General features: G+C 72.0%; 19 protein-coding genes. 10 read left to right on the forward strand and 9 right to left on the reverse strand.

Translation table 11 applies throughout. The features are described from left to right. The first annotated feature begins 138 nt into the window (after window positions 1–138). A complete protein-coding gene (locus ACZ6NC_RS39805; protein ID WP_465738778.1) occupies window positions 139–327 on the forward strand; it encodes a hypothetical protein in 189 nt (62 codons plus the stop codon). Between the two features lie 61 nt (window positions 328–388). After that, window positions 389–1318: a GTPase Era gene (gene era, locus ACZ6NC_RS39810; RefSeq protein ID WP_465738779.1), complete on the forward strand. Its 930-nt coding sequence runs from the start codon at window positions 389–391 to the stop codon at window positions 1316–1318. A gap of 114 nt (window positions 1319–1432) precedes the next feature. Here era and ACZ6NC_RS39815 read toward each other — a convergent pair whose 3' ends face one another. Further along, the gene (locus ACZ6NC_RS39815; RefSeq protein ID WP_396323231.1) at window positions 1433–1699 is read right to left on the reverse strand and encodes a protealysin inhibitor emfourin; all 267 of its coding nucleotides are present in this window, start codon (window positions 1697–1699) and stop codon (window positions 1433–1435) included. 98 nt (window positions 1700–1797) lie between these two features. Beyond that, on the reverse strand, window positions 1798–2817 hold the full coding sequence (locus ACZ6NC_RS39820; protein ID WP_465738780.1) for a M4 family metallopeptidase: 1020 nt from the start codon (window positions 2815–2817) through the stop codon (window positions 1798–1800). A gap of 332 nt (window positions 2818–3149) precedes the next feature. Here ACZ6NC_RS39820 and leuA point away from each other — a divergent pair, with 332 nt between their 5' ends. The 4 genes from leuA to ACZ6NC_RS39840 all read left to right on the forward strand — a co-directional run bounded on the left by leuA (window position 3150) and on the right by ACZ6NC_RS39840 (window position 7734). Continuing rightward, on the forward strand, window positions 3150–4946 hold the full coding sequence (gene leuA, locus ACZ6NC_RS39825; protein WP_465738781.1) for a 2-isopropylmalate synthase: 1797 nt from the start codon (window positions 3150–3152) through the stop codon (window positions 4944–4946). A gap of 261 nt (window positions 4947–5207) precedes the next feature. Next, window positions 5208–5900: a TerB family tellurite resistance protein gene (locus ACZ6NC_RS39830; RefSeq protein WP_465738782.1), complete on the forward strand. Its 693-nt coding sequence runs from the start codon at window positions 5208–5210 to the stop codon at window positions 5898–5900. A gap of 249 nt (window positions 5901–6149) precedes the next feature. After that, the gene (gene recO / locus ACZ6NC_RS39835) at window positions 6150–6896 is read left to right on the forward strand and encodes a DNA repair protein RecO (RefSeq protein WP_465738783.1); all 747 of its coding nucleotides are present in this window, start codon (window positions 6150–6152) and stop codon (window positions 6894–6896) included. 4 nt (window positions 6897–6900) lie between these two features. Then, on the forward strand, window positions 6901–7734 hold the full coding sequence (locus ACZ6NC_RS39840) for an isoprenyl transferase (RefSeq protein WP_465738784.1): 834 nt from the start codon (window positions 6901–6903) through the stop codon (window positions 7732–7734). A gap of 114 nt (window positions 7735–7848) precedes the next feature. Here ACZ6NC_RS39840 and ACZ6NC_RS39845 read toward each other — a convergent pair whose 3' ends face one another. From ACZ6NC_RS39845 to ACZ6NC_RS39860, 4 genes are read right to left on the reverse strand one after another with little or no spacing between them, the layout of a single operon-like run. Beyond that, on the reverse strand, window positions 7849–8259 hold the full coding sequence (locus ACZ6NC_RS39845; RefSeq protein ID WP_329487566.1) for a Fur family transcriptional regulator: 411 nt from the start codon (window positions 8257–8259) through the stop codon (window positions 7849–7851). Between the two features lie 35 nt (window positions 8260–8294). Next, window positions 8295–9215 carry a metal ABC transporter permease gene (locus ACZ6NC_RS39850; RefSeq protein ID WP_465738785.1) on the reverse strand — a complete coding sequence of 307 codons (921 nt, stop codon included), beginning with the start codon at window positions 9213–9215 and terminating at the stop codon, window positions 8295–8297. Then, the gene (locus ACZ6NC_RS39855; RefSeq protein WP_465738786.1) at window positions 9212–9979 is read right to left on the reverse strand and encodes a metal ABC transporter ATP-binding protein; all 768 of its coding nucleotides are present in this window, start codon (window positions 9977–9979) and stop codon (window positions 9212–9214) included. Before ACZ6NC_RS39855 ends, ACZ6NC_RS39850 begins: the two co-directional genes overlap by 4 nt. 17 nt (window positions 9980–9996) lie before the next feature. Further along, window positions 9997–11022, reverse strand: a complete 1026-nt coding sequence (locus tag ACZ6NC_RS39860; protein ID WP_465738787.1) for a metal ABC transporter substrate-binding protein — start codon at window positions 11020–11022, stop codon at window positions 9997–9999. A 217-nt stretch (window positions 11023–11239) separates the two neighbouring features. Here ACZ6NC_RS39860 and ACZ6NC_RS39865 point away from each other — a divergent pair, with 217 nt between their 5' ends. Beyond that, entirely contained in the window at window positions 11240–12622 is a 1383-nt protein-coding gene (locus ACZ6NC_RS39865; protein WP_396323240.1) for a glycine--tRNA ligase, read from the forward strand. Window positions 12623–12730: 108 nt separating this feature from the next. Here ACZ6NC_RS39865 and ACZ6NC_RS39870 read toward each other — a convergent pair whose 3' ends face one another. The 3 genes from ACZ6NC_RS39870 to ACZ6NC_RS39880 all read right to left on the reverse strand — a co-directional run bounded on the left by ACZ6NC_RS39870 (window position 12731) and on the right by ACZ6NC_RS39880 (window position 15767). Beyond that, on the reverse strand, window positions 12731–13999 hold the full coding sequence (locus ACZ6NC_RS39870; protein ID WP_465738788.1) for a hypothetical protein: 1269 nt from the start codon (window positions 13997–13999) through the stop codon (window positions 12731–12733). 68 nt (window positions 14000–14067) lie between these two features. After that, window positions 14068–15192 carry a hypothetical protein gene (locus tag ACZ6NC_RS39875; RefSeq protein WP_465738789.1) on the reverse strand — a complete coding sequence of 375 codons (1125 nt, stop codon included), beginning with the start codon at window positions 15190–15192 and terminating at the stop codon, window positions 14068–14070. Further along, entirely contained in the window at window positions 15189–15767 is a 579-nt protein-coding gene (locus ACZ6NC_RS39880) for an NADAR family protein (protein ID WP_465738790.1), read from the reverse strand. The genes ACZ6NC_RS39875 and ACZ6NC_RS39880 overlap by 4 nt, the downstream gene beginning before the upstream one ends. An 87-nt stretch (window positions 15768–15854) precedes the next feature. Here ACZ6NC_RS39880 and ACZ6NC_RS39885 point away from each other — a divergent pair, with 87 nt between their 5' ends. The 3 genes from ACZ6NC_RS39885 (at window position 15855) to ACZ6NC_RS39895 (ending at window position 17386) form a co-directional block, all read left to right on the forward strand. Beyond that, window positions 15855–16286 carry a hypothetical protein gene (locus tag ACZ6NC_RS39885; protein ID WP_465738791.1) on the forward strand — a complete coding sequence of 144 codons (432 nt, stop codon included), beginning with the start codon at window positions 15855–15857 and terminating at the stop codon, window positions 16284–16286. A gap of 253 nt (window positions 16287–16539) precedes the next feature. Beyond that, the gene (locus tag ACZ6NC_RS39890) at window positions 16540–17103 is read left to right on the forward strand and encodes an RNA polymerase sigma factor (RefSeq protein ID WP_465738792.1); all 564 of its coding nucleotides are present in this window, start codon (window positions 16540–16542) and stop codon (window positions 17101–17103) included. Next, the gene (locus ACZ6NC_RS39895; RefSeq protein ID WP_465738793.1) at window positions 17096–17386 is read left to right on the forward strand and encodes a hypothetical protein; all 291 of its coding nucleotides are present in this window, start codon (window positions 17096–17098) and stop codon (window positions 17384–17386) included. Before ACZ6NC_RS39890 ends, ACZ6NC_RS39895 begins: the two co-directional genes overlap by 8 nt. Window positions 17387–17481: the final 95 nt, after the last annotated feature.

Consider the following 17481-nt stretch of genomic DNA (forward strand, 5'->3'; position numbering starts at 1 on the left):
ACTTTCCGCCTATCATAAACCCCCCCCCCCGTCCCCTCCCCCCCCCCCCCCCCCCCCCCCCCCCCCCCCCCCCCCCCCCCCCCCCCCCCCCCCCCCCCCCCCTCCGCCGTCTGCGATCGGCAGATAATCTCACCGGGAGTGGGTTGCGGTGAGGGGGCTGGGGAGATGGGGCCGTTCGCGTTCTTCGCGGGGCTGCTGCTGGGCGTGATGGGGATGGGCAAGTGGCAGGAGACCGGCTCGCCGTTCTGGCTCTGGGGCTCGGTGGCCTTCCTGCTGCTGGTGCTGATCATGGGATTGGCCTCGCTTGGCGGTGGCGACAAGAGCTGATCGGACGCCGTTCGGACGGCCGCGTCCGTCGGGCTCCCGGTGATCAGGGAGAATGGAGCGCATGAGTGCCCCTTCCTCCTCGTACCGCTCCGGCTTCGCGTGCTTCGTCGGCCGGCCCAACGCGGGCAAGTCGACCCTGACCAACGCCCTGGTGGGGACGAAGGTCGCGATCACCTCCGACCGTCCGCAGACCACCCGGCACACCGTGCGCGGCATCGTGCACCGCCCGGACGCCCAGCTCGTCCTGGTCGACACCCCCGGTCTGCACAAGCCGCGCACCCTGCTCGGCGAGCGTCTCAACGACCTGGTCCGCTCCACCTGGGCCGAGGTCGACGTGATCGGCTTCTGCCTGCCCGCCGACCAGAAGCTCGGCCCCGGCGACAAGTTCATCGCCAAGGAACTCGCCGAGATCAAGAAGACCCCCAAGGTGGCCATCGTCACCAAGACCGACCTGGTCGACTCCAAGCGGCTGGCCGAGCAGCTGATCGCCATCCACCAGCTCGGCGTCGAGCTGGGCATCGAGTGGGCCGAGATCATCCCGGTCTCGGCCGTCGGCGACAAGCAGGTGGCCCTGGTCGCCGAGCTGATCACCAAGCTGCTCCCGGAGGGCATGCCGCTCTACCCGGACGGCGACCTCACCGACGAGCCCGAGCAGATCATGGTCGCCGAGCTGATCCGCGAGGCGGCGCTGGAGGGCGTCCGGGACGAGCTGCCGCACTCGCTGGCCGTGGTGGTCGAGGAGATGATCCCGCGCGAGGGCCGCCCGGCGGACCGTCCGCTGCTGGACATCCACGCCAACGTCTACATCGAGCGGCAGAGCCAGAAGGCGATCGTGATCGGCGCCAAGGGCTCCCGCCTCAAGCACGTCGGAACCACCGCCCGCAAGCACATCGAGGCCCTGCTCGGCACGCCGGTCTACCTGGACCTGCACGTCAAGGTGGCCAAGGACTGGCAGCGGGACCCGAAGCAGCTGCGCAAGCTGGGCTTCTGACCCGCCCGGACCACGGCACAGGGCCCGCCCGGACGTCTCCGGGCGGGCCTTCGCCGTCCGCACTCCGTCGGCGTCCGGGCGGGCCCGCGTGCCGCGCGAGGGCCGGCCGAAGGCCTACGCACCCTCGCGCAGCACCAGTGAGACCAGCTCCCGCTGCGAGTCGGTGAGCTTGGGGTCGGCGCAGTGCACCGTCCGGCCGTCGACCGTGATCTCGTAGTGGAAGCCGTCGGGCACCCCGTAGGAGGGCGACCGCAGCCCGCCCGCGACGGCCTCGCGGGCGAGCGCGTGCACGTGCGGGGCGTCCGTCCGCTCGGTGGTGTCGAGCTCCGCGTGGAGGGCGCGCCCCGCAAGGCCGCCGGTCCGGGTCACCTGGATACGCATGGTGTCCATGGTGCTACGCACGGATGGTTGTTTGCCGGGCTTTTTCCGGACCTTGACCTTTGCGGGTCTCAAGCCCGGCTCAACTCCGCCTCAACGGCTCAGGCGGTGCTGATGCCGACCTTCGCCCAGGCCGCCGTCACCGTGTCGGCCACCGAGGGCTCCGGGTAGCGGGCCTTGGCCGCCGCCACGGTGGCCCGGGCGAAGGCGGTGAAGCCGGCGTCGGAGGGCAGCCGCCGGCCGGTCAGCGTGTCGTACCAGATCCGCCCGGCCCGCTCCCAGGCCGGGCCGCCGAGTGCGGTGGCCAGCAGGTAGAACGCGTGGTTGGGGATGCCGGAGTTGATGTGCACGCCGCCGTTGTCCTGGGCGGTGCGCACGTAGTCGCGCAGGTGGGCCGGCTGCGGGTCCTTGCCGAGCCGGGGGTCGTCGTACGCGGTGCCGGGCGCCTTCATCGAGCGCAGCGCCACGCCCTGCACGCCGGGGGCGAGCAGCCCGGCGCCGATCAGCCAGTCCGCGTCGGCGGCGTCCTGGTGGAGCGCGTACTGCTTGACCAGCGAGCCGAAGACGTCGGAGACGGACTCGTTGAGCGCGCCGGACTGCCCGCTGTACTCCAGGCCCGCGGTGAACTGGGTGACGCCGTGGGTGAGTTCGTGGCCGATGACGTCGATGCAGGCGGTGAAGTCGCCGAACACCTCGCCGTCGCCGTCCCCGAAGACCATCCGGTGGCCGTCCCAGAAGGCGTTGTCGTAGTGCAGGCCGTAGTGCACGGTGGCGTCCAGGCGCAGGCCCTGGTCGTCGATCGAGCGGCGCCCGTACGCGTCGGCGAAGAGCTCGAAGGTGGCGCCGAGGCCGTCGTAGGCGTGGTTGACGGACTCGTCCTGGACGGGGCTCTGGCCCTCCCGGCGGACGGTTCGGCCGGGCAGCCGTTCGGTATGGCCGGCGTCCCCGATCACCCGGTCCAGGCGGCCGGCGGCGGGTGGGGCGGGGACGGCGGTGAGGCGGGCCGTGCGGTGCACGGCGTCCAGGGCGAGGGAGCGGGCGGCGGGCTCGTGACCGTCCTCGGCGAGGCGGTCCAGGACATAGGGCGGAACGATCGCGCAGAGCGCCGGTTCAGCGGTCATGTGGCCAAGAGTGAGGCAAGCGTGACGTGTTGTCACCGGCGCGGACGGAAGTCGCCTCCGTCTCAAGGGGTGGAATGTCCGCCCTGCTCGCTTCGGGGGCGCGTGGTCCTCGGTTACGCTGGACGACATCATGCGCAATGGGCTGCTTCTTCTTAGCTGCCGCGTCGAGGGCCTGTAGTCCATCAGGGCCGGCTCCCTCGCCGCGGGGACTGTGCTGTGCGCGTAGCAATTCTGCGGCCCACCGAGGGGTCGCGAGCGGCAGCAGGCCGGTCAGTCGGGTGTCCACCTCACCCCGACACGCCCCGCATCACAGGAAGCCGAGAGTCACCTCCATGACCCAGCAGAGCTCCGCCGCGTCCATCCCCGCCGGCCGCGCGTTCGTCGACCGTCCGACCCCGATCACCGCCGCGAGCGTGCGCCAGCAGCCCGCGGGCATGCGGCACGGGCGCTACCTGCCGTTCGGCACCGTCGACCTGGCGGACCGCACCTGGCCCTCGAAGGTGATCACCAAGGCGCCGCGCTGGCTCTCCACCGACCTGCGGGACGGCAACCAGGCGCTGATCGACCCGATGTCCCCGGCCCGCAAGCGCAAGATGTTCGACCTGCTGGTGAAGATGGGCTACAAGGAGATCGAGGTCGGCTTCCCCTCCTCCGGCGCCACCGACCACGCCTTCGTACGGTCGCTGATCGAGGAGGGGGCGATCCCGGAGGACGTCACCATCTCGGTGCTGACGCAGGCCCGCGAGGAGCTGATCGAGAAGACCGTCGAGTCGCTGGTCGGCGCCCCGCGCGCCACCGTCCACCTGTACAACGCGACCGCCCCGCTGTTCCGCCGGGTGGTGTTCCGCAACGACCAGGCGGCCACCAAGGCGATCGCCACCGACGGCACCCGGCTGGTGATGGAGTACGCGGAGAAGCTGCTGGGCGACGACACCGTCTTCGGCTACCAGTACTCGCCGGAGATCTTCGTCGACACCGAGCTGGACTTCGCGCTGGAGGTCTGCGAGGCGGTGATGGACGTCTGGCAGCCGGGCGAGGGCCGCGAGATCATCCTGAACCTGCCGGCCACCATCGAGCGGGCCACCCCGAACGTCCAGGCCGACCAGTTCGAGTGGATGTCCCGCAACCTGTCGCGCCGCGAGTACGTCTGCCTGTCGGTGCACCCGCACAACGACCGCGGCACCGCCGTCGCCTCCGCCGAGCTGGCCTACATGGCCGGCGCCGACCGGATCGAGGGCTGCCTGTTCGGCCAGGGCGAGCGGACCGGCAACGTCGACCTGGTCACCCTGGGCATGAACCTGTTCTCGCAGGGCGTCGACCCGCAGATCGACTTCTCCGACATCGACGAGGTCCGCCGCACCGCCGAGTACTGCAACCAGATGGAGGTGCACCCGCGCCACCCGTACGCCGGCGACCTGGTGTACACCTCCTTCTCCGGTTCGCACCAGGACGCGATCAAGAAGGGCTTCGACGCCCTGGAGGCCGACGCCAAGGCGGCCGGCGTACCGGTGGACGAGCACACCTGGGGCGTGCCGTACCTGCCGATCGACCCGAAGGACGTCGGCCGGACGTACGAGGCGGTCATCCGGGTCAACAGCCAGTCCGGCAAGGGCGGTGTCGCGTACGTCCTGAAGAACGACCACAAGCTGGACCTGCCGCGCCGGATGCAGATCGAGTTCTCCCGGATCATCCAGGCCAAGACCGACGCCGAGGGCGGCGAGGTCACCCCGGCCGCGATCTGGGCGGTCTTCCAGGACGAGTACCTGCCGACCACCGACAACCCGTGGGGCCGGATCTCGCTGGCCGGCTCGCGCAGCCTGACCACCGAGGACGGCCGGGACGCGCTGACCGCCGAGGCCGTGGTCGACGGCGTGCCGGTCACCCTGGCCGGTACCGGCAACGGCCCGGTCTCCGCGTTCGCCGACGCGCTGGCCCAGATCGGCGTGGACGTCCGCGTGCTGGACTACGCCGAGCACGCGCTGAGCGAGGGCGGCGACGCCCAGGCGGCCGCGTACGTCGAGTGCGCCGTGGACGGCAAGGTGCTGTGGGGCGTCGGCATCGACGGCAACACCGTGCTGGCCTCGCTGAAGGCGATGATCAGTGCCGTCAACCGCGTGCAGCGCGGGTAGTTCGTACGAGTGGTATTCGCCGGGCCGTCCTTCGGGGCGGCCCGGCGGCGTTTCCGGCGGCCCCGGGCGGAGGAGGGCGTACGCACTGTGGCCTGCGCCACATTTTTTCGGTCCCCGGGCCGTTCGAGGTACTGACACGTGCCGGTAACCATGGCAACATCGACGCACCGGAAAGCCGGGTCGGTGGGACGGCCTCGGTGTCCGGTCGCGTGACCTGCCCATTGTTGTGCAGGCCGCCTGCCATGTCTGGGGAGTGGCGCCGTGACAGGGTTGTGGGGTGTTCGCCCGCGGTGGCGGACCGACGTTCTCGGCGACTTCTTCTGCCCGGGCTGTGGCGGGGACCGCAACTACCGCCGGCAGCACGGCCGGCGGTGGCTGCGGTTGCTCGGCACCCCGGTCCTGCCGCTCGGCCCGGTCCTCGGCAGTGTGCAGTGCACCACCTGCCACGGCCGGTACGGGATGGAGAGCCTGGAACACCCCACCTGCGTCCGCCTCGGCGCGATGCTGCGCGACGCCCAGTACACCGTGGCGCTGGTCCTGCTGGCGGCCGGCGGCACCGCCCGACGGGCGGCCCGCGAGGCGGCCTGCACGGCCGTCCGGGAGGCCGGCTTCGAGGACTGCGGCGAGGCCCAGGTGCTGGCGGCGCTGGCCGCGCTCTCCGGTCTCGGCGGGGAGCTCTACGACGCCCACGACATGGGGGCACCTCCCGGCCGGAGGCTGGGGGACGCCGGCGGCCTGGCCGCGGAGCTGCACGCGGTGCTCGAACCGCTCGCCCCGCACCTCGCCCATCAGGGGCGGGAGCGGCTGCTGCTCCAGGGAGCGGCGATCGCCCTCGCCGACGGCCGCTACCTGCCGCAGGAGCGCGAGGCGCTGGCCGAGGTCGGGCGCTGTCTGGACCTGCCGCAGGCCACCGTCGGGGCACTGCTGGAGGCGGCGACCCGCACCTCGCACTAGGCCCCGCCTCCACCCTCCGGTTCATCCCCCTGCCTTCCTCCCAGACCCCCACAAACCGGGCCCGATCCGCCCCGGCCTTCGGCCGGGAGGTGCCCCCACCCCCGGGCCCGCCGTGACCCGCACCCTCCGGGCACCTCCCCCACGGGCCCCGGTGCGGGCCACACGGCTGCCGCCGTTCCTGCGCGACAATGGTGGGATGTCCACACTGTTCGATGCCCGACCGCCCGTCGCCGGCCGCGAGGTGGGCGCATGAGTCTGTTCAGGGACGACGGCGTGGTGCTCCGGGCGCAGAAGCTCGGCGAGGCCGACCGGATCATCACCCTGCTCACCCGCCAGCACGGCAAGGTGCGGGCGGTGGCGCGTGGGGTGCGCAAGACCAAGTCCAAGTTCGGCGCCCGGCTGGAGCCGTTCTCGCACGTGGACGTGCAGTTCTTCAGCCGCGGGAGCGACCTGATCGGCCGCGGCCTGCCGCTCTGCACCCAGGTGGAGACGATCGCCCCGTACGGCGGCTCCATCGTCACCGACTACGGCCGCTACACCGCCGGGACGGCCATGCTGGAGACGGCGGAACGGTTCGCCGAGAACGAGGGCGAGCCGGCCGTGCAGCAGTACCTGCTGCTGGTCGGCGGCCTGCGCACGCTGGCCGCCGGGCTGCACGAGTCGCACCTGGTGCTGGACGCCTTCCTGCTCCGCTCGCTCGCCGTGAACGGGTACGGCGCGAGCTTCACCGACTGCGCCAAGTGCGGGCTGGAGGGCCCGAACCGGTTCTTCTCGCTCCAGGCGGGCGGCGTGCTCTGCGGGGACTGCCGAGTGCCCGGATGTGCCGTACCCTCCCCTGAGACACTGGTACTGCTCGGGGCGCTGCTGTCAGGGGACTGGCAGACGGCCGACACCTGCGAGCCGAGGTACTGGCGGGAGGGCAGCGGCCTGGTCGCGGCCTATCTGCAGTGGCACCTGGAGCGGGGCATCCGCTCGATGAGATACGTGGAGAAGTGAGCACATGGCAGCGCGACGGCTCTTCGGCGGCGGCAAGCAGCGGGAGTACCTCCCCCCGACCCCGCATCCCAGTGGCGCCAAGCCGCCGAAGATCCCCGGTGAGCTGGTCCCCGACCACGTCGCGATCGTGATGGACGGCAACGGCCGCTGGGCCAAGGAGCGCGGGCTGCCGCGCACCGAGGGCCACAAGGTCGGCGAGTCCGTGGTGCTGGACGTCCTCAAGGGCGCGATCGAGCTCGGCGTGAAGAACATCTCGCTGTACGCGTTCTCCACCGAGAACTGGAAGCGCTCGCCCGACGAGGTGAAGTTCCTGATGAACTTCAACCGGGACGTCATCCGCCGCCGCCGGGACGAGATGGACGCGATGGGCGTGCGGATCCGCTGGGCCGGCCGGATGCCCAAGCTCTGGAAGAGCGTCGTCCAGGAGCTCCAGGTCGCCGAGGAGCAGACCAAGGAGAACGACGCCGTCACGCTCTACATGTGCGTCAACTACGGCGGCCGGGCCGAGATCGCGGACGCCATGGCGGCCATCGCGGCCGATGTCGCGGCCGGGAAGCTGGACCCGAAGAAGGTCAACGAGAAGACCATCGCGAAGTACCTGTACCACCCGGACATGCCGGACGTGGACCTCTTCCTGCGCCCGAGCGGCGAGCAGCGGACGTCCAACTTCCTGCTCTGGCAGTCCGCGTACGCCGAGTTCGTGTTCCAGGACGTGCTCTGGCCGGACTTCGACCGCCGGGACCTCTGGCGGGCCTGCGAGCAGTACGCGATGCGCGACCGGCGCTTCGGCGGGGCGATCCCGAACGAGGTGGCCCCGGAGCTGCCCGCGCAGCGCTGAGCGCACGCCTGTGCACGCGTGACTCCGGGCACCCGCGTATGGGCACCCGCGTCCGGGCGCACGCCGAAGGGCCCGTGGGACGAGGAGTCCCACGGGCCCTTCGGCGTGCGGTGATCAGGCCTTCTTGGCGCACTCCGCGCAGGTGCCGAAGATCTCCAGCGTGTGCGCGATGTCGCTGAAGCCGTGCTCGGCGGCGACCGAGTTGGCCCAGCGTTCGACGGCCGGACCCTCCACCTCGACGGTGGCGCCGCAGTGCCGGCAGACCAGGTGGTGGTGGTGCCCGCTGCTGCAGCGGCGGTAGACCGCCTCTCCGTCGGCGGTGCGCAGCACGTCCACCTCGCCCGCGTCGGCGAGCGACTGCAGGGTGCGGTAGACCGTGGTCAGGCCCACCGAGTCACCCCGGTGCTTGAGCATGTCGTGGAGCTCCTGCGCGCTGCGGAAGTCCTCGATCTCGTCCAGGGCCGCCGAGACGGCGGCACGTTGCCGAGTCGAGCGGGCGCGCGGCGACGGGCCTGCGGTGGTCACCGTGGGTCCTCCTGGGGGTGTGGGCGTCTCGCACCTCATTGTGCCAGCCCCGCCCTCCGCTCCGGAGTGGTCACGTCGGTCGGGCCCTGCCCGGGCAGTTGGACGTCGCAGACCTGCGGTCCGGAGTCGGCCGCCGTCCGGTGCCGGCGGCGGGCCAGCGGGGCGGCGATCGCGCTGAAGACCGCGAACACGGCGATGGCGAGCAGCACGATGGCCGGGCCGGAGGGGACGTCCAGATGGTAGGAGCCGGTGACGCCGGCCAGCGCGACCACCACGCCGAGCGCGATCGAGGCGGCCTGGGTGGCGGCGAAGGAACGGGTGAGCTGCTGGGCGGCCACCACCGGGACCACCATCAGCGCGCTGACCAGCAGCAGGCCGACCACCCGCATGGCGACGGTGACGGTGACCGCGGCCATCACCGCGAGCAGCAGGTTGAGGAAGCGCACCGGCAGGCCGGTGACCCTGGCGAAGTCCTCGTCCTGGCAGATCGCGAAGAGCTGGCGGCGCAGGCCGACGGTGACGGCGATCACCACGGCGCCGAGGGCCGCGATGGTGGCGAGGTCGGCGGGGGCGACGGTCAGAATGGAGCCCCACAGGTAGGACTCCAGGGAGCCGGCGCCGGCCTGGGCGGACTTGGAGACCAGCAGCTTGCCGCAGGCCATGCCGCCGTAGAAGAGCATCGCGAGGGCGATGTCGCCGCGCTGGTTGCCGCGCGAGCGGACCAGCTCCATGGTGACGGCGCCGAGCACGCAGACCAGCACGGCCATCCAGACCGGGCTGGTGTCGAAGATGAAGCCGAGGCCGACGCCGGTCATCGCGACGTGGCCCATGCCGTCACCCATCAGCGCCTGGCGCCGCTGGACCAGGTAGATGCCGACGGCGGGCGCGGTGATGCCGACCAGGACGGCGGCGAGCAGCGCCCGCTGCATGAAGTCGTAACTGAGCATCTCGGTCATGCCAGCAGTCCCTGGGTCTGGTGGAGGTCCGCGTGCGGGTGGACGTGGTCGTGGCCGGGGAGTGCGTGCAGCCCGGTGTTGGGGACGGGCGGGCCGTCGTGGGCGACGCAGCCGTCGCGGAGCACCACCGCGCGGTCGATCAGCGGCTCCAGCGGCCCGAGTTCGTGCAGCACCAGCAGCACGGCGGCGCCGCGCGCGACCTCGGAGCGCAGGGTGTCGGCGAGTACCTGCTGGCTGGCGGCGTCCACGCCGGCCATCGGCTCGTCCATGATCAGCAGGTCGGGGGAGCCGACCAGGGCGCGGGCGATCAGCACCCGCTGCTGCTGGCCGCCGGAGAGGTCGGCTACGCCGTCCCCGGCCCGTTCCAGCATGCCGACGGCGGCGAGCGCGCGGTCCACCGCCTCGCGGTCCTTGCGGCGGAACGGCAGTAGCCCGTGCTGCGGCAGCCGCCCGGTGGAGACCACCTCGCGGACGGTGGCCGGGACGCCGGAAGCGGCGGTGGTGCGCTGCGGGACGTACCCGATCCGGTGCCAGGCGCGGAACTTGGCGAACGGCGTGCCGAACAGCTCCAGGCCGCCCTGGTCCAGCGGGACGGCGCCGATCACGGCCTTGACGGTGGTGGACTTGCCGGAGCCGTTGGCGCCGAGCAGCGCGACGACCTCACCGGGCTTCACGGTGAGGTCGACGCCGCGCAGCACCGGCCGGCCGCCGCGCGAGGCGACGGCGTTGCAGAGGCAGACGGCCGGGGGTGTCGGGTGGGTCATGGGGTGCTGTCGTCCCGTCAGCTGGTGGTCGCGGGGGTGGTCGCGGCAGGGGCGGCCGGGGTGGTGGCGTCGGCGGCCGCGGGGGTGCTCGCCGGGGTGGTCGCGCCGAGGGCGGCCCGGAGGTTGGCGAGGTTCTGCTTCATCACCGTCAGGTAGTCGTCCTTGGCGGGGTCCTTGACGCCCTCCAGCGGGTCCAGGACGGCGGTCTTGAGGCCGAGGTCCTTGGCGACGGTCTCGGCGAGCTTGGGGCTGACCAGGGTCTCGAAGAAGACCGTGGTGACGCCGTTGTCCTTGGCGGCCTTCTGGACCTCGGCGAGGCGGGCCGGGGTGGGCTCGGACTCCGGGTCGACGCCGTTGATGGCGACCTGGGTGAGGCCGTAGTGCTCGGCGAGGTAGCCGAAGGCGGCGTGGCTGGTGACGAAGGTCCTGCTCCTGGCGTCCTTCAGGCCGTCCCGGAACTCCTGGTCCAGGGTGGTGAGCCTGCCGACCAGGTCGTCGGTGTTCTTCTGGTAGTCGGCCGCGTGCGCCGGGTCGGCCTTGGCGAACTCGGCGCCGACGTTCTTGGCGACCGCCGCGTACCGGGTCGGGTCGAGCCAGATGTGCGGGTCGCCGGCGGCCTCGGCGTGGTCGTGGCCGTCGCCCTCGGAGTGGCCCTCGTCGAGGTGGTGGTCGACGAGCGGGCTGGCGGCGGTGGCGTCGATGACGTGCTTGGCGTCGGAGCCGGCGACGGCCTTGTCCACGGTGGGCTGGAGGCCCTTGAGGTAGACGACGGCGCCGGCCTTCTTGATGCTCCCGACCTGCTTGGCGGTGAGCTCCAGGTCGTGCGGCTCGACGCCGGCCGCGGTGAGGTCGGTGACCTTGACGTGCTCGCCGCCGATCTGCGAGGCGAGGTACTCCATCGGGTAGAAGGAGGCGACGACGTCCAGCTTGCCGCCGCTGCCCTGGGCGTTGCTGTCCCCGCCGCAGGCGGTGAGCAGGAGGGTGCCGGCGAGGACGGTGCTGGTCAGGGCTATGGCGGTGCGGACGGGTCGTCGGATCATCATGACAACCATTCTCAGGTTAGATGGAAATGATTGTCAAATCACTCGGACGGGTGAACAGGGGGTGGCGATGAGTGGGAGAGGACGGGGGATTCCGATGGGCGGGGGAGGGAGGGCGATACCGATTTGAACCTCGTACCCGTATGGCCGGTAACCTGAGGTATTCGGGTACGCGCAACCAGCCGTGCCCTGACCGTGCCGTCGTACTGAAGAGAGCACTGTGGCCGCCGACAAGATCGACACGATCGTCAGCCTGAGCAAGCGCCGTGGCTTCGTCTACCCCTGCAGCGAGATCTACGGCGGCACTCGTGCCGCCTGGGACTACGGACCGCTGGGTGTCGAGCTGAAGGAAAACATCAAGCGCCAGTGGTGGCGCGCGATGGTCCAGGCCCGCGAGGACGTCGTCGGCCTCGACTCGTCGGTGATCCTGGCCCGCGAGGTCTGGGAGGCCTCCGGCCACGTCGCCACCTTCAACGACCCGCTGACCGAGTGCCTCTCCTGCCACAAGCGCCACCGGGCCGACCACCTGGAGGAGAAGTACGAGGCCAAGCACGGCTTCCCGCCGCCGAACGGCCTCAAGGACATCAACTGCCCCGACTGCGGCACCAAGGGCTCCTTCACCGAGCCCCGTGAGTTCTCGGGCATGCTGAAGACCCACCTCGGCGTCACCGAGGAGGCCGGTGGCCTGGCGTACCTGCGCCCGGAGACGGCGCAGGGCATCTTCACCAACTTCAAGGCCGTCCAGACGACCTCGCGCAAGAAGCCGCCGTTCGGCATCGCCCAGACCGGCAAGAGCTTCCGCAACGAGATCACCCCCGGCAACTTCATCTTCCGCACCCGCGAGTTCGAGCAGATGGAGATGGAGTTCTTCGTCAAGCCGGGCGAGGACGAGCAGTGGCACGACTACTGGCTCCAGCAGCGCTGGGACTGGTACGTCGACCTCGGCCTGCGGACCGAGAACATGCGCTTCTTCGAGCACCCGAAGGAGAAGCTCTCCCACTACGCCAAGCGCACGGTGGACATCGAGTACCGCTTCAACTTCGGCGGCCAGGAGTTCTCCGAGCTCGAAGGCGTCGCCAACCGCACCGACTACGACCTCACGGTGCACAGCGAGGCCTCCGGCCAGGACCTCAAGTACTTCGACCAGGAGTCCGGCGAGCGGTACTTCCCGTACGTCATCGAGCCGGCGGCGGGCCTCAACCGCGCCATGCTGGCCTTCCTGATCGACGCCTACTTCGAGGACGAGGCGCCCAACGCCAAGGGCGTCATGGAGAAGCGCGTCGGCATGCGGCTCGACCCGCGCCTGGCCCCGGTCAAGGTCGCCGTCCTGCCGCTCTCGCGCAACGCCGACCTCTCGCCGAAGGCCCGCGGCCTCGCCGCCGACCTGCGCACCGCGTGGAACGTCGAGTTCGACGACGCCGGCGCGATCGGCAAGCGCTACCGCCGCCAGGACGAGATCGGCACGCCGTTCTGCGTCACCGTCGACTTCGACACCCTCGAGGACAACGCGGTGACCGTGCGCGACCGCGACACCATGTCGCAGGAGCGGGTCTCGCTGGACCAGGTGAAGTCGTACCTGGCCGCGCGGCTGATCGGCTGCTGACGTCAGCCTGCCGGGGAGCCCCCGTTCGCCTTCGGGCGGGCGGGGGCTCCCTGCTGTCTGTCCACTGCCTTGCTGCGCTACTGCCTGCCGCCTCCTACTGCCTGCCGTCTACCGGCGTCCCCAGCGGGAGCGGGCCGGGGCGGTCGTGGTCGGCAGACCGGCCGTACGGAGGGCCGCGAGGGTGGTGCGGTGGCGGCCCTCGTCCTCGGTCAGGGCGGCCAGCAGCGCGCCGTACAGCTCCCGGTGCGCCTCCAGGGCGGCGGCGAGTGCGGCCAGCTCGGCCGGCGGGCGCAGCGCCGCCAGCTCGTGCAGCAGCACGGCGGGCAGCGGCGCGGGGAGGCTGGTGGCCAGTGCGGTGAGATCGGCGGTGGGCCGGCCCGCGGCCTGGCGCAGCAGCGTCCGGGCGTCGCCGGAGCGGCCGCCCCGCTCCAGCGCGGTGGCGAGTGCGGCCAGCTCGGCGGCCGGGGCGGAACCCCACTCCCAGAGCAGGGTGGCGCTGTCCGCGTGCTGCCCGGCCCGCTCCAGCGCCGCCAGCAGCGCGGGCAGGGCGGCGGCCGGGTAGCTCCAGAGGGCGTGGAACAGCTCGGCGGCCTCCGCGGCCAGACCCGCCTGCCGCAGTTCGGCGAGGGTGCCGGCGGCCTGCGCGGGGGTGCTCTGCGCCGCGTCGCGGGCCAGCCGGACGGACGTGCCGGGCGGGCCGCTCCTGGCGAGCAGGCCCGCCAGGTGGGCGGTGTCGGGCGGCAGGAGGCGGGCGGCCGCCTCGTTCAGCAGGGCGGCGCTCTCGTGGGCGGCGCCTTGGCGGTGCAGGGTGGTGACCCGGTCGGCGAGGGCGGCGAGTTCGGCTGGTGAGCGGCGCCGGGGAGCAGGTGGGGCCTGAGTGGCCTGAGTGGCCGGTGGGGGCGCGGCTGTGGTTTCCGCAGGTTCGGGCTGGGGCCGGGGCTTGGGTTTGCCGAAGCGGGCCCCGGTGGCGGGGGGCGCCGGGGGAGCTGGTTGTGGCGTTGCGAGGGCGGGCGCCTCCTCGAACGCGCCGTCCGCGAAGCGGGCTCCGGTGGGTTGGCGGGGGATCGGGGCGGCCTGCCGCGGGGCCGGCTGGCGCAGGCGGTCCTCCAGCGCCGTGAGCTGCTCGCTCAGTTCGATGCAGCGCGCACCGAGGCCCTCGCGCAGCGTCCGCGCCTGGGCCAGCTGCCGCAACAGCTCCCCGTCCGGCCGCTGCCGCTCCGGTACGGCCCGCACGGCCTCCCTGAGCCGGCGTTCCCGCTGGTTGGCGTACTGCTTGGCCCGTAGTAATTCGTCCAGCTCCGTACGGAGTTCGAGCGCGTCCTGCTCGCTCTCACCGCTGTGCTGGGCTGTGGGCTGTGCTGTGTTCCGTATCCGCATGATCGCCGCAATCTGTCCATCTCGACCCTGACTGCGGGTCATCCTGGCGTCGGTATACGGCGACTGCGTTACGGCAGTGCGTCCAATGGTTTGCGACTGGTGTCCAGGAGTGAGCAAACGGTGACGGTGGCGAGCAGTGCGGCGGTCGCGGCGCGGAGGAGAGCGGCCTCGTAGTACGCGGCCACGGACCAGTGGACGGTCGTCCAGCCTGCGGCGATGCCTGCCACGGCGGGCAGTGCCAGCCGGACCGCGACCCGGGCGGTGGCCGCGAGGAGCACCACGGCACCGGCTGCTGCGGCCAGTCGGGGTGTGCCGAAACTCCCGTCGTAGCGGATCGCGAGTGCGGGGGCGAGAAAGAGCACAAGCCCGGCGCGCAGGGAATCCGCGAGCGCCGTCGTTTTCGGGCCGGCGGGGCGGGTCGATCGGGGTGCGAAGCGGGTGGCCGCGAGGAGGGTGGCCGCGGCGAGGGCGGTGGGGAGGCGGTCGCCGAGCCGGGCGAGGTTGTAGAGCAGTGCGGTGTCGTAGAGGGTGAGCATCAGGGCGCCGTACGCCCAGAGTTCGAGGGCGAAGAGCGCCAAGTGGCGCACGGTTGTCGGCCGTTCCTCGGCAGCCGGCTCTCGCGCGGCCAGCTTGGCCAGTGCGATCGGGGTGACGACCGCCGAGAGAGTGCGGAGGACGATGTCGTCGGTGGTGTACGGGTTGCGCAGGTCCCACTCGACGGCGCAGAACGCGACCGTGTACGACGCGGCGGCGAGCGGGACGAGCGGTGAGCGGAACACGCTTCGGTACAGCGCGGCGTCCAGCCGGCGCAGCACGGCGGCGAACGTGAGGAGCACGAGCGGCAGTTCGAGGAACGCCTGGACGCGCAGGACGGACGGTGCGAGCAGCGTCGGCGCGGGCATGTGGGCGGCGAGCCAGTCGATGACAGGGTTGCCCCGGGGCAGGGCGAACCAGCCGGGCGGCAGGTGGTTCGCTATGAACGACGGGTCCCCGCCGTGGACCCGTCGGACGTAGACGGCGAACGCGAGCTGGTTGAGGAGGATCAGCGCCACGACGGCAGCGAGTGCGGCGTCCGGCCCGGGGCCTCCGCGTCCGGGCTGCTCCTTTTGTCTCAATGCTCTTGGTGCAACGGCGAGTGCGGCGCCCACCGACACGACCACGGTGCCGTCCAGCACGGGTGCGATCAGGCTCATGCGGCCAGCCGGGTGCGGGCCTCCATCAGGGCGAAGCCCAGCAGGTTCTCCCCACGCCAGTCGGCCGGCCGCTGCGCCCGGTCGTCGTCGGCGGCGAGCCCGATCCCCCAGAGCCGGTCCACCGGGCTGGCCTCGACCAGGACGCGCTTCTCGGTGCCGAGGAGGTACTCGCGCAGGGCCTCGTCCTGCCCGAACTTGGCGACGTTGCCTTGGACGACGAGCTCGAACCGCCCGGCCGCCCAGGTGGGTTCGTCGAAGCCCTTGACCAGCCGGCCCAGCTTCTTCGTCTCGGCGGGCGTGCGCGCGGCGAGAATGCGCGGCACGATCGCCTCGTCCCCGAACATCCGGGCCTTCCCGGCCATCATCCAGTGCTCGGCGCTGGCGTACGTCACCCCGTCGACGGTGAAGGAGGACGGCCACCACTGGCTGAGCGACCCCTGCCCGATCGACCCGTCCCGCTGCGGCCGGTGCCCCCAGAACATCAGCCACTTCGGCTGCGCGCCGGATGCGATCGTGGCCACCAGCTCGGCCCGGTTGCGGGCGTCGAGCGGGTCCCCCGTGTACTTGCTGCTCATATCGTCATCCTGACACAAAGGGTCGCGGGGGCGCCAATGTTTTGATCCCGCTTGCGGCGGGGAGCGTGCGGTCGGAATCATCGCCACATGTTCGAGCTTCTCCCAGGGGTGGGCCTCCGGCTCCCGGGCCGTGCGGGCACGCTCCGCCTCGGCGCGGACGAGCGCACTGCCCAATGGGCCGTCGCCACCGTCGCGGACGTCCGCGCGGGGTGGGTCTGCGGCGCCGGCTGGTCCTTCACCGCACGCCACCAAGGGCTGGAGCTCGACGCCTTCGGTGACGTCGTGGACCGCTACGGTCAGTATCAGGACACCCGTGGCCTGGCCGGCATCAGCCTCACCAGAGAGCCACGTGCCCTGACCCCTCCGGTTGTCCTGCACGGCATCGACCTCTTCGGCTACCCGCGCAGCGAAGTCCTGGACGCCCTCGGTGGAGACCTTCCGCCGACCGTCCGTCTCCGCGGGGACGACCAGTACCTCAACGCCGTCTGGCTCGACGCGGAACGCGTACCGGCCGGCTGACGGTTCCCTATGGCCGGAGACATCAGCGTTTGGCGGGCTGGAAGCCGTCACATGAGGCCGACTCAGGCCGCCTGACGGCCGACCGAGCCGGGGGTGAATCCTTTGGCGATGCCCGTGCCTCCTATACATGTCTCCGACGAACGTCGGGGGCGGACTCTGGAGGTTGTCGTGATCATCGGTATCGCCGTCGCCGTCACCGTGGTGCTCCTGTGCACCTGCAGTGTGGTCGTGTTGCGCAAGCGGGGGCGGGGCCGTGGCTGACTCCGCCGCCTGGCCGGGTGAGCAGTTGGTCCTCGCCGCGCAGCGCGGTGACGTCGACTCGATCACCGCCCTGGTGTCGGGCGCGCACCCGCACGTGCGGCGGTTCGCCCGGTCGTTGTGCGCCTCGCCGGAGGACGCCGAGGACGCGGCGCAGGAGGCGTTGATCATCCTGTACCGCAAGATCGGGATGCTGCGCGCCTCCGGTGCGCTGGCGTCGTGGATGTTCCGCATCGTGCGCAACGAGTGCCTGCGCCGCGCGCGCACGCTGGTGCGCGAGCACCCGCCGGTGGGGGACGAGGCCGAGCTGTCGGCCGAGGACGAGGCGTTGCAACGTCTGGAGGCCGGGCGGGTGGCGGCGGCGATCGCGGCCCTCCCGGCGGACCAGCGCCGCGTCCTGGTGATGCGGGACGTGCAGGGCCTCAGCGGGCGGACGGTCGCCGATGCGCTGGGCCTGAGCGGCGCCGCGATGAAGTCGCGGCTGCACCGCGCCCGCGCGACGGTCCGGCAGACGCTGCGGGACACACCCGATCCGACTGCCGGAGGAAGAGATGACTGACCGCCCCGACTTCTCGAGTGCCTCGCTGCCCCGGCACCTGGCGCGTGGCGTGATGGGATTCGGCGCGCTGGTCGGCTCGTTCGCGCTGGTTCCGGTGGCCGGGCCGGTTGCCCTCCTGCTCCTGCCGGTGGGCGTGCTCGCCCTGCGCGGGTGCCCGATGTGCTGGGCGGTCGGGCTGGCGCAGACCGTCTCGCGGGGCCGTCTGAAGCGCTCCTGCACGTCCGACGGCCAGTGCCGGCTGACCGTCGGAGGGCCTGCCCGAAACGGCAACACGCCCGGCTGAAACGGCATCGGGGGGGGGGGGGGGGGGGGGGGGGGGGGGGGGGGGGGGGGGGGGGGGGGGGGGGGGGGGGGGGGGGGGGGGGGGGGGGGGGGGGG

It is taken from the genome of Kitasatospora sp. NPDC041988 (assembly GCF_055588525.1).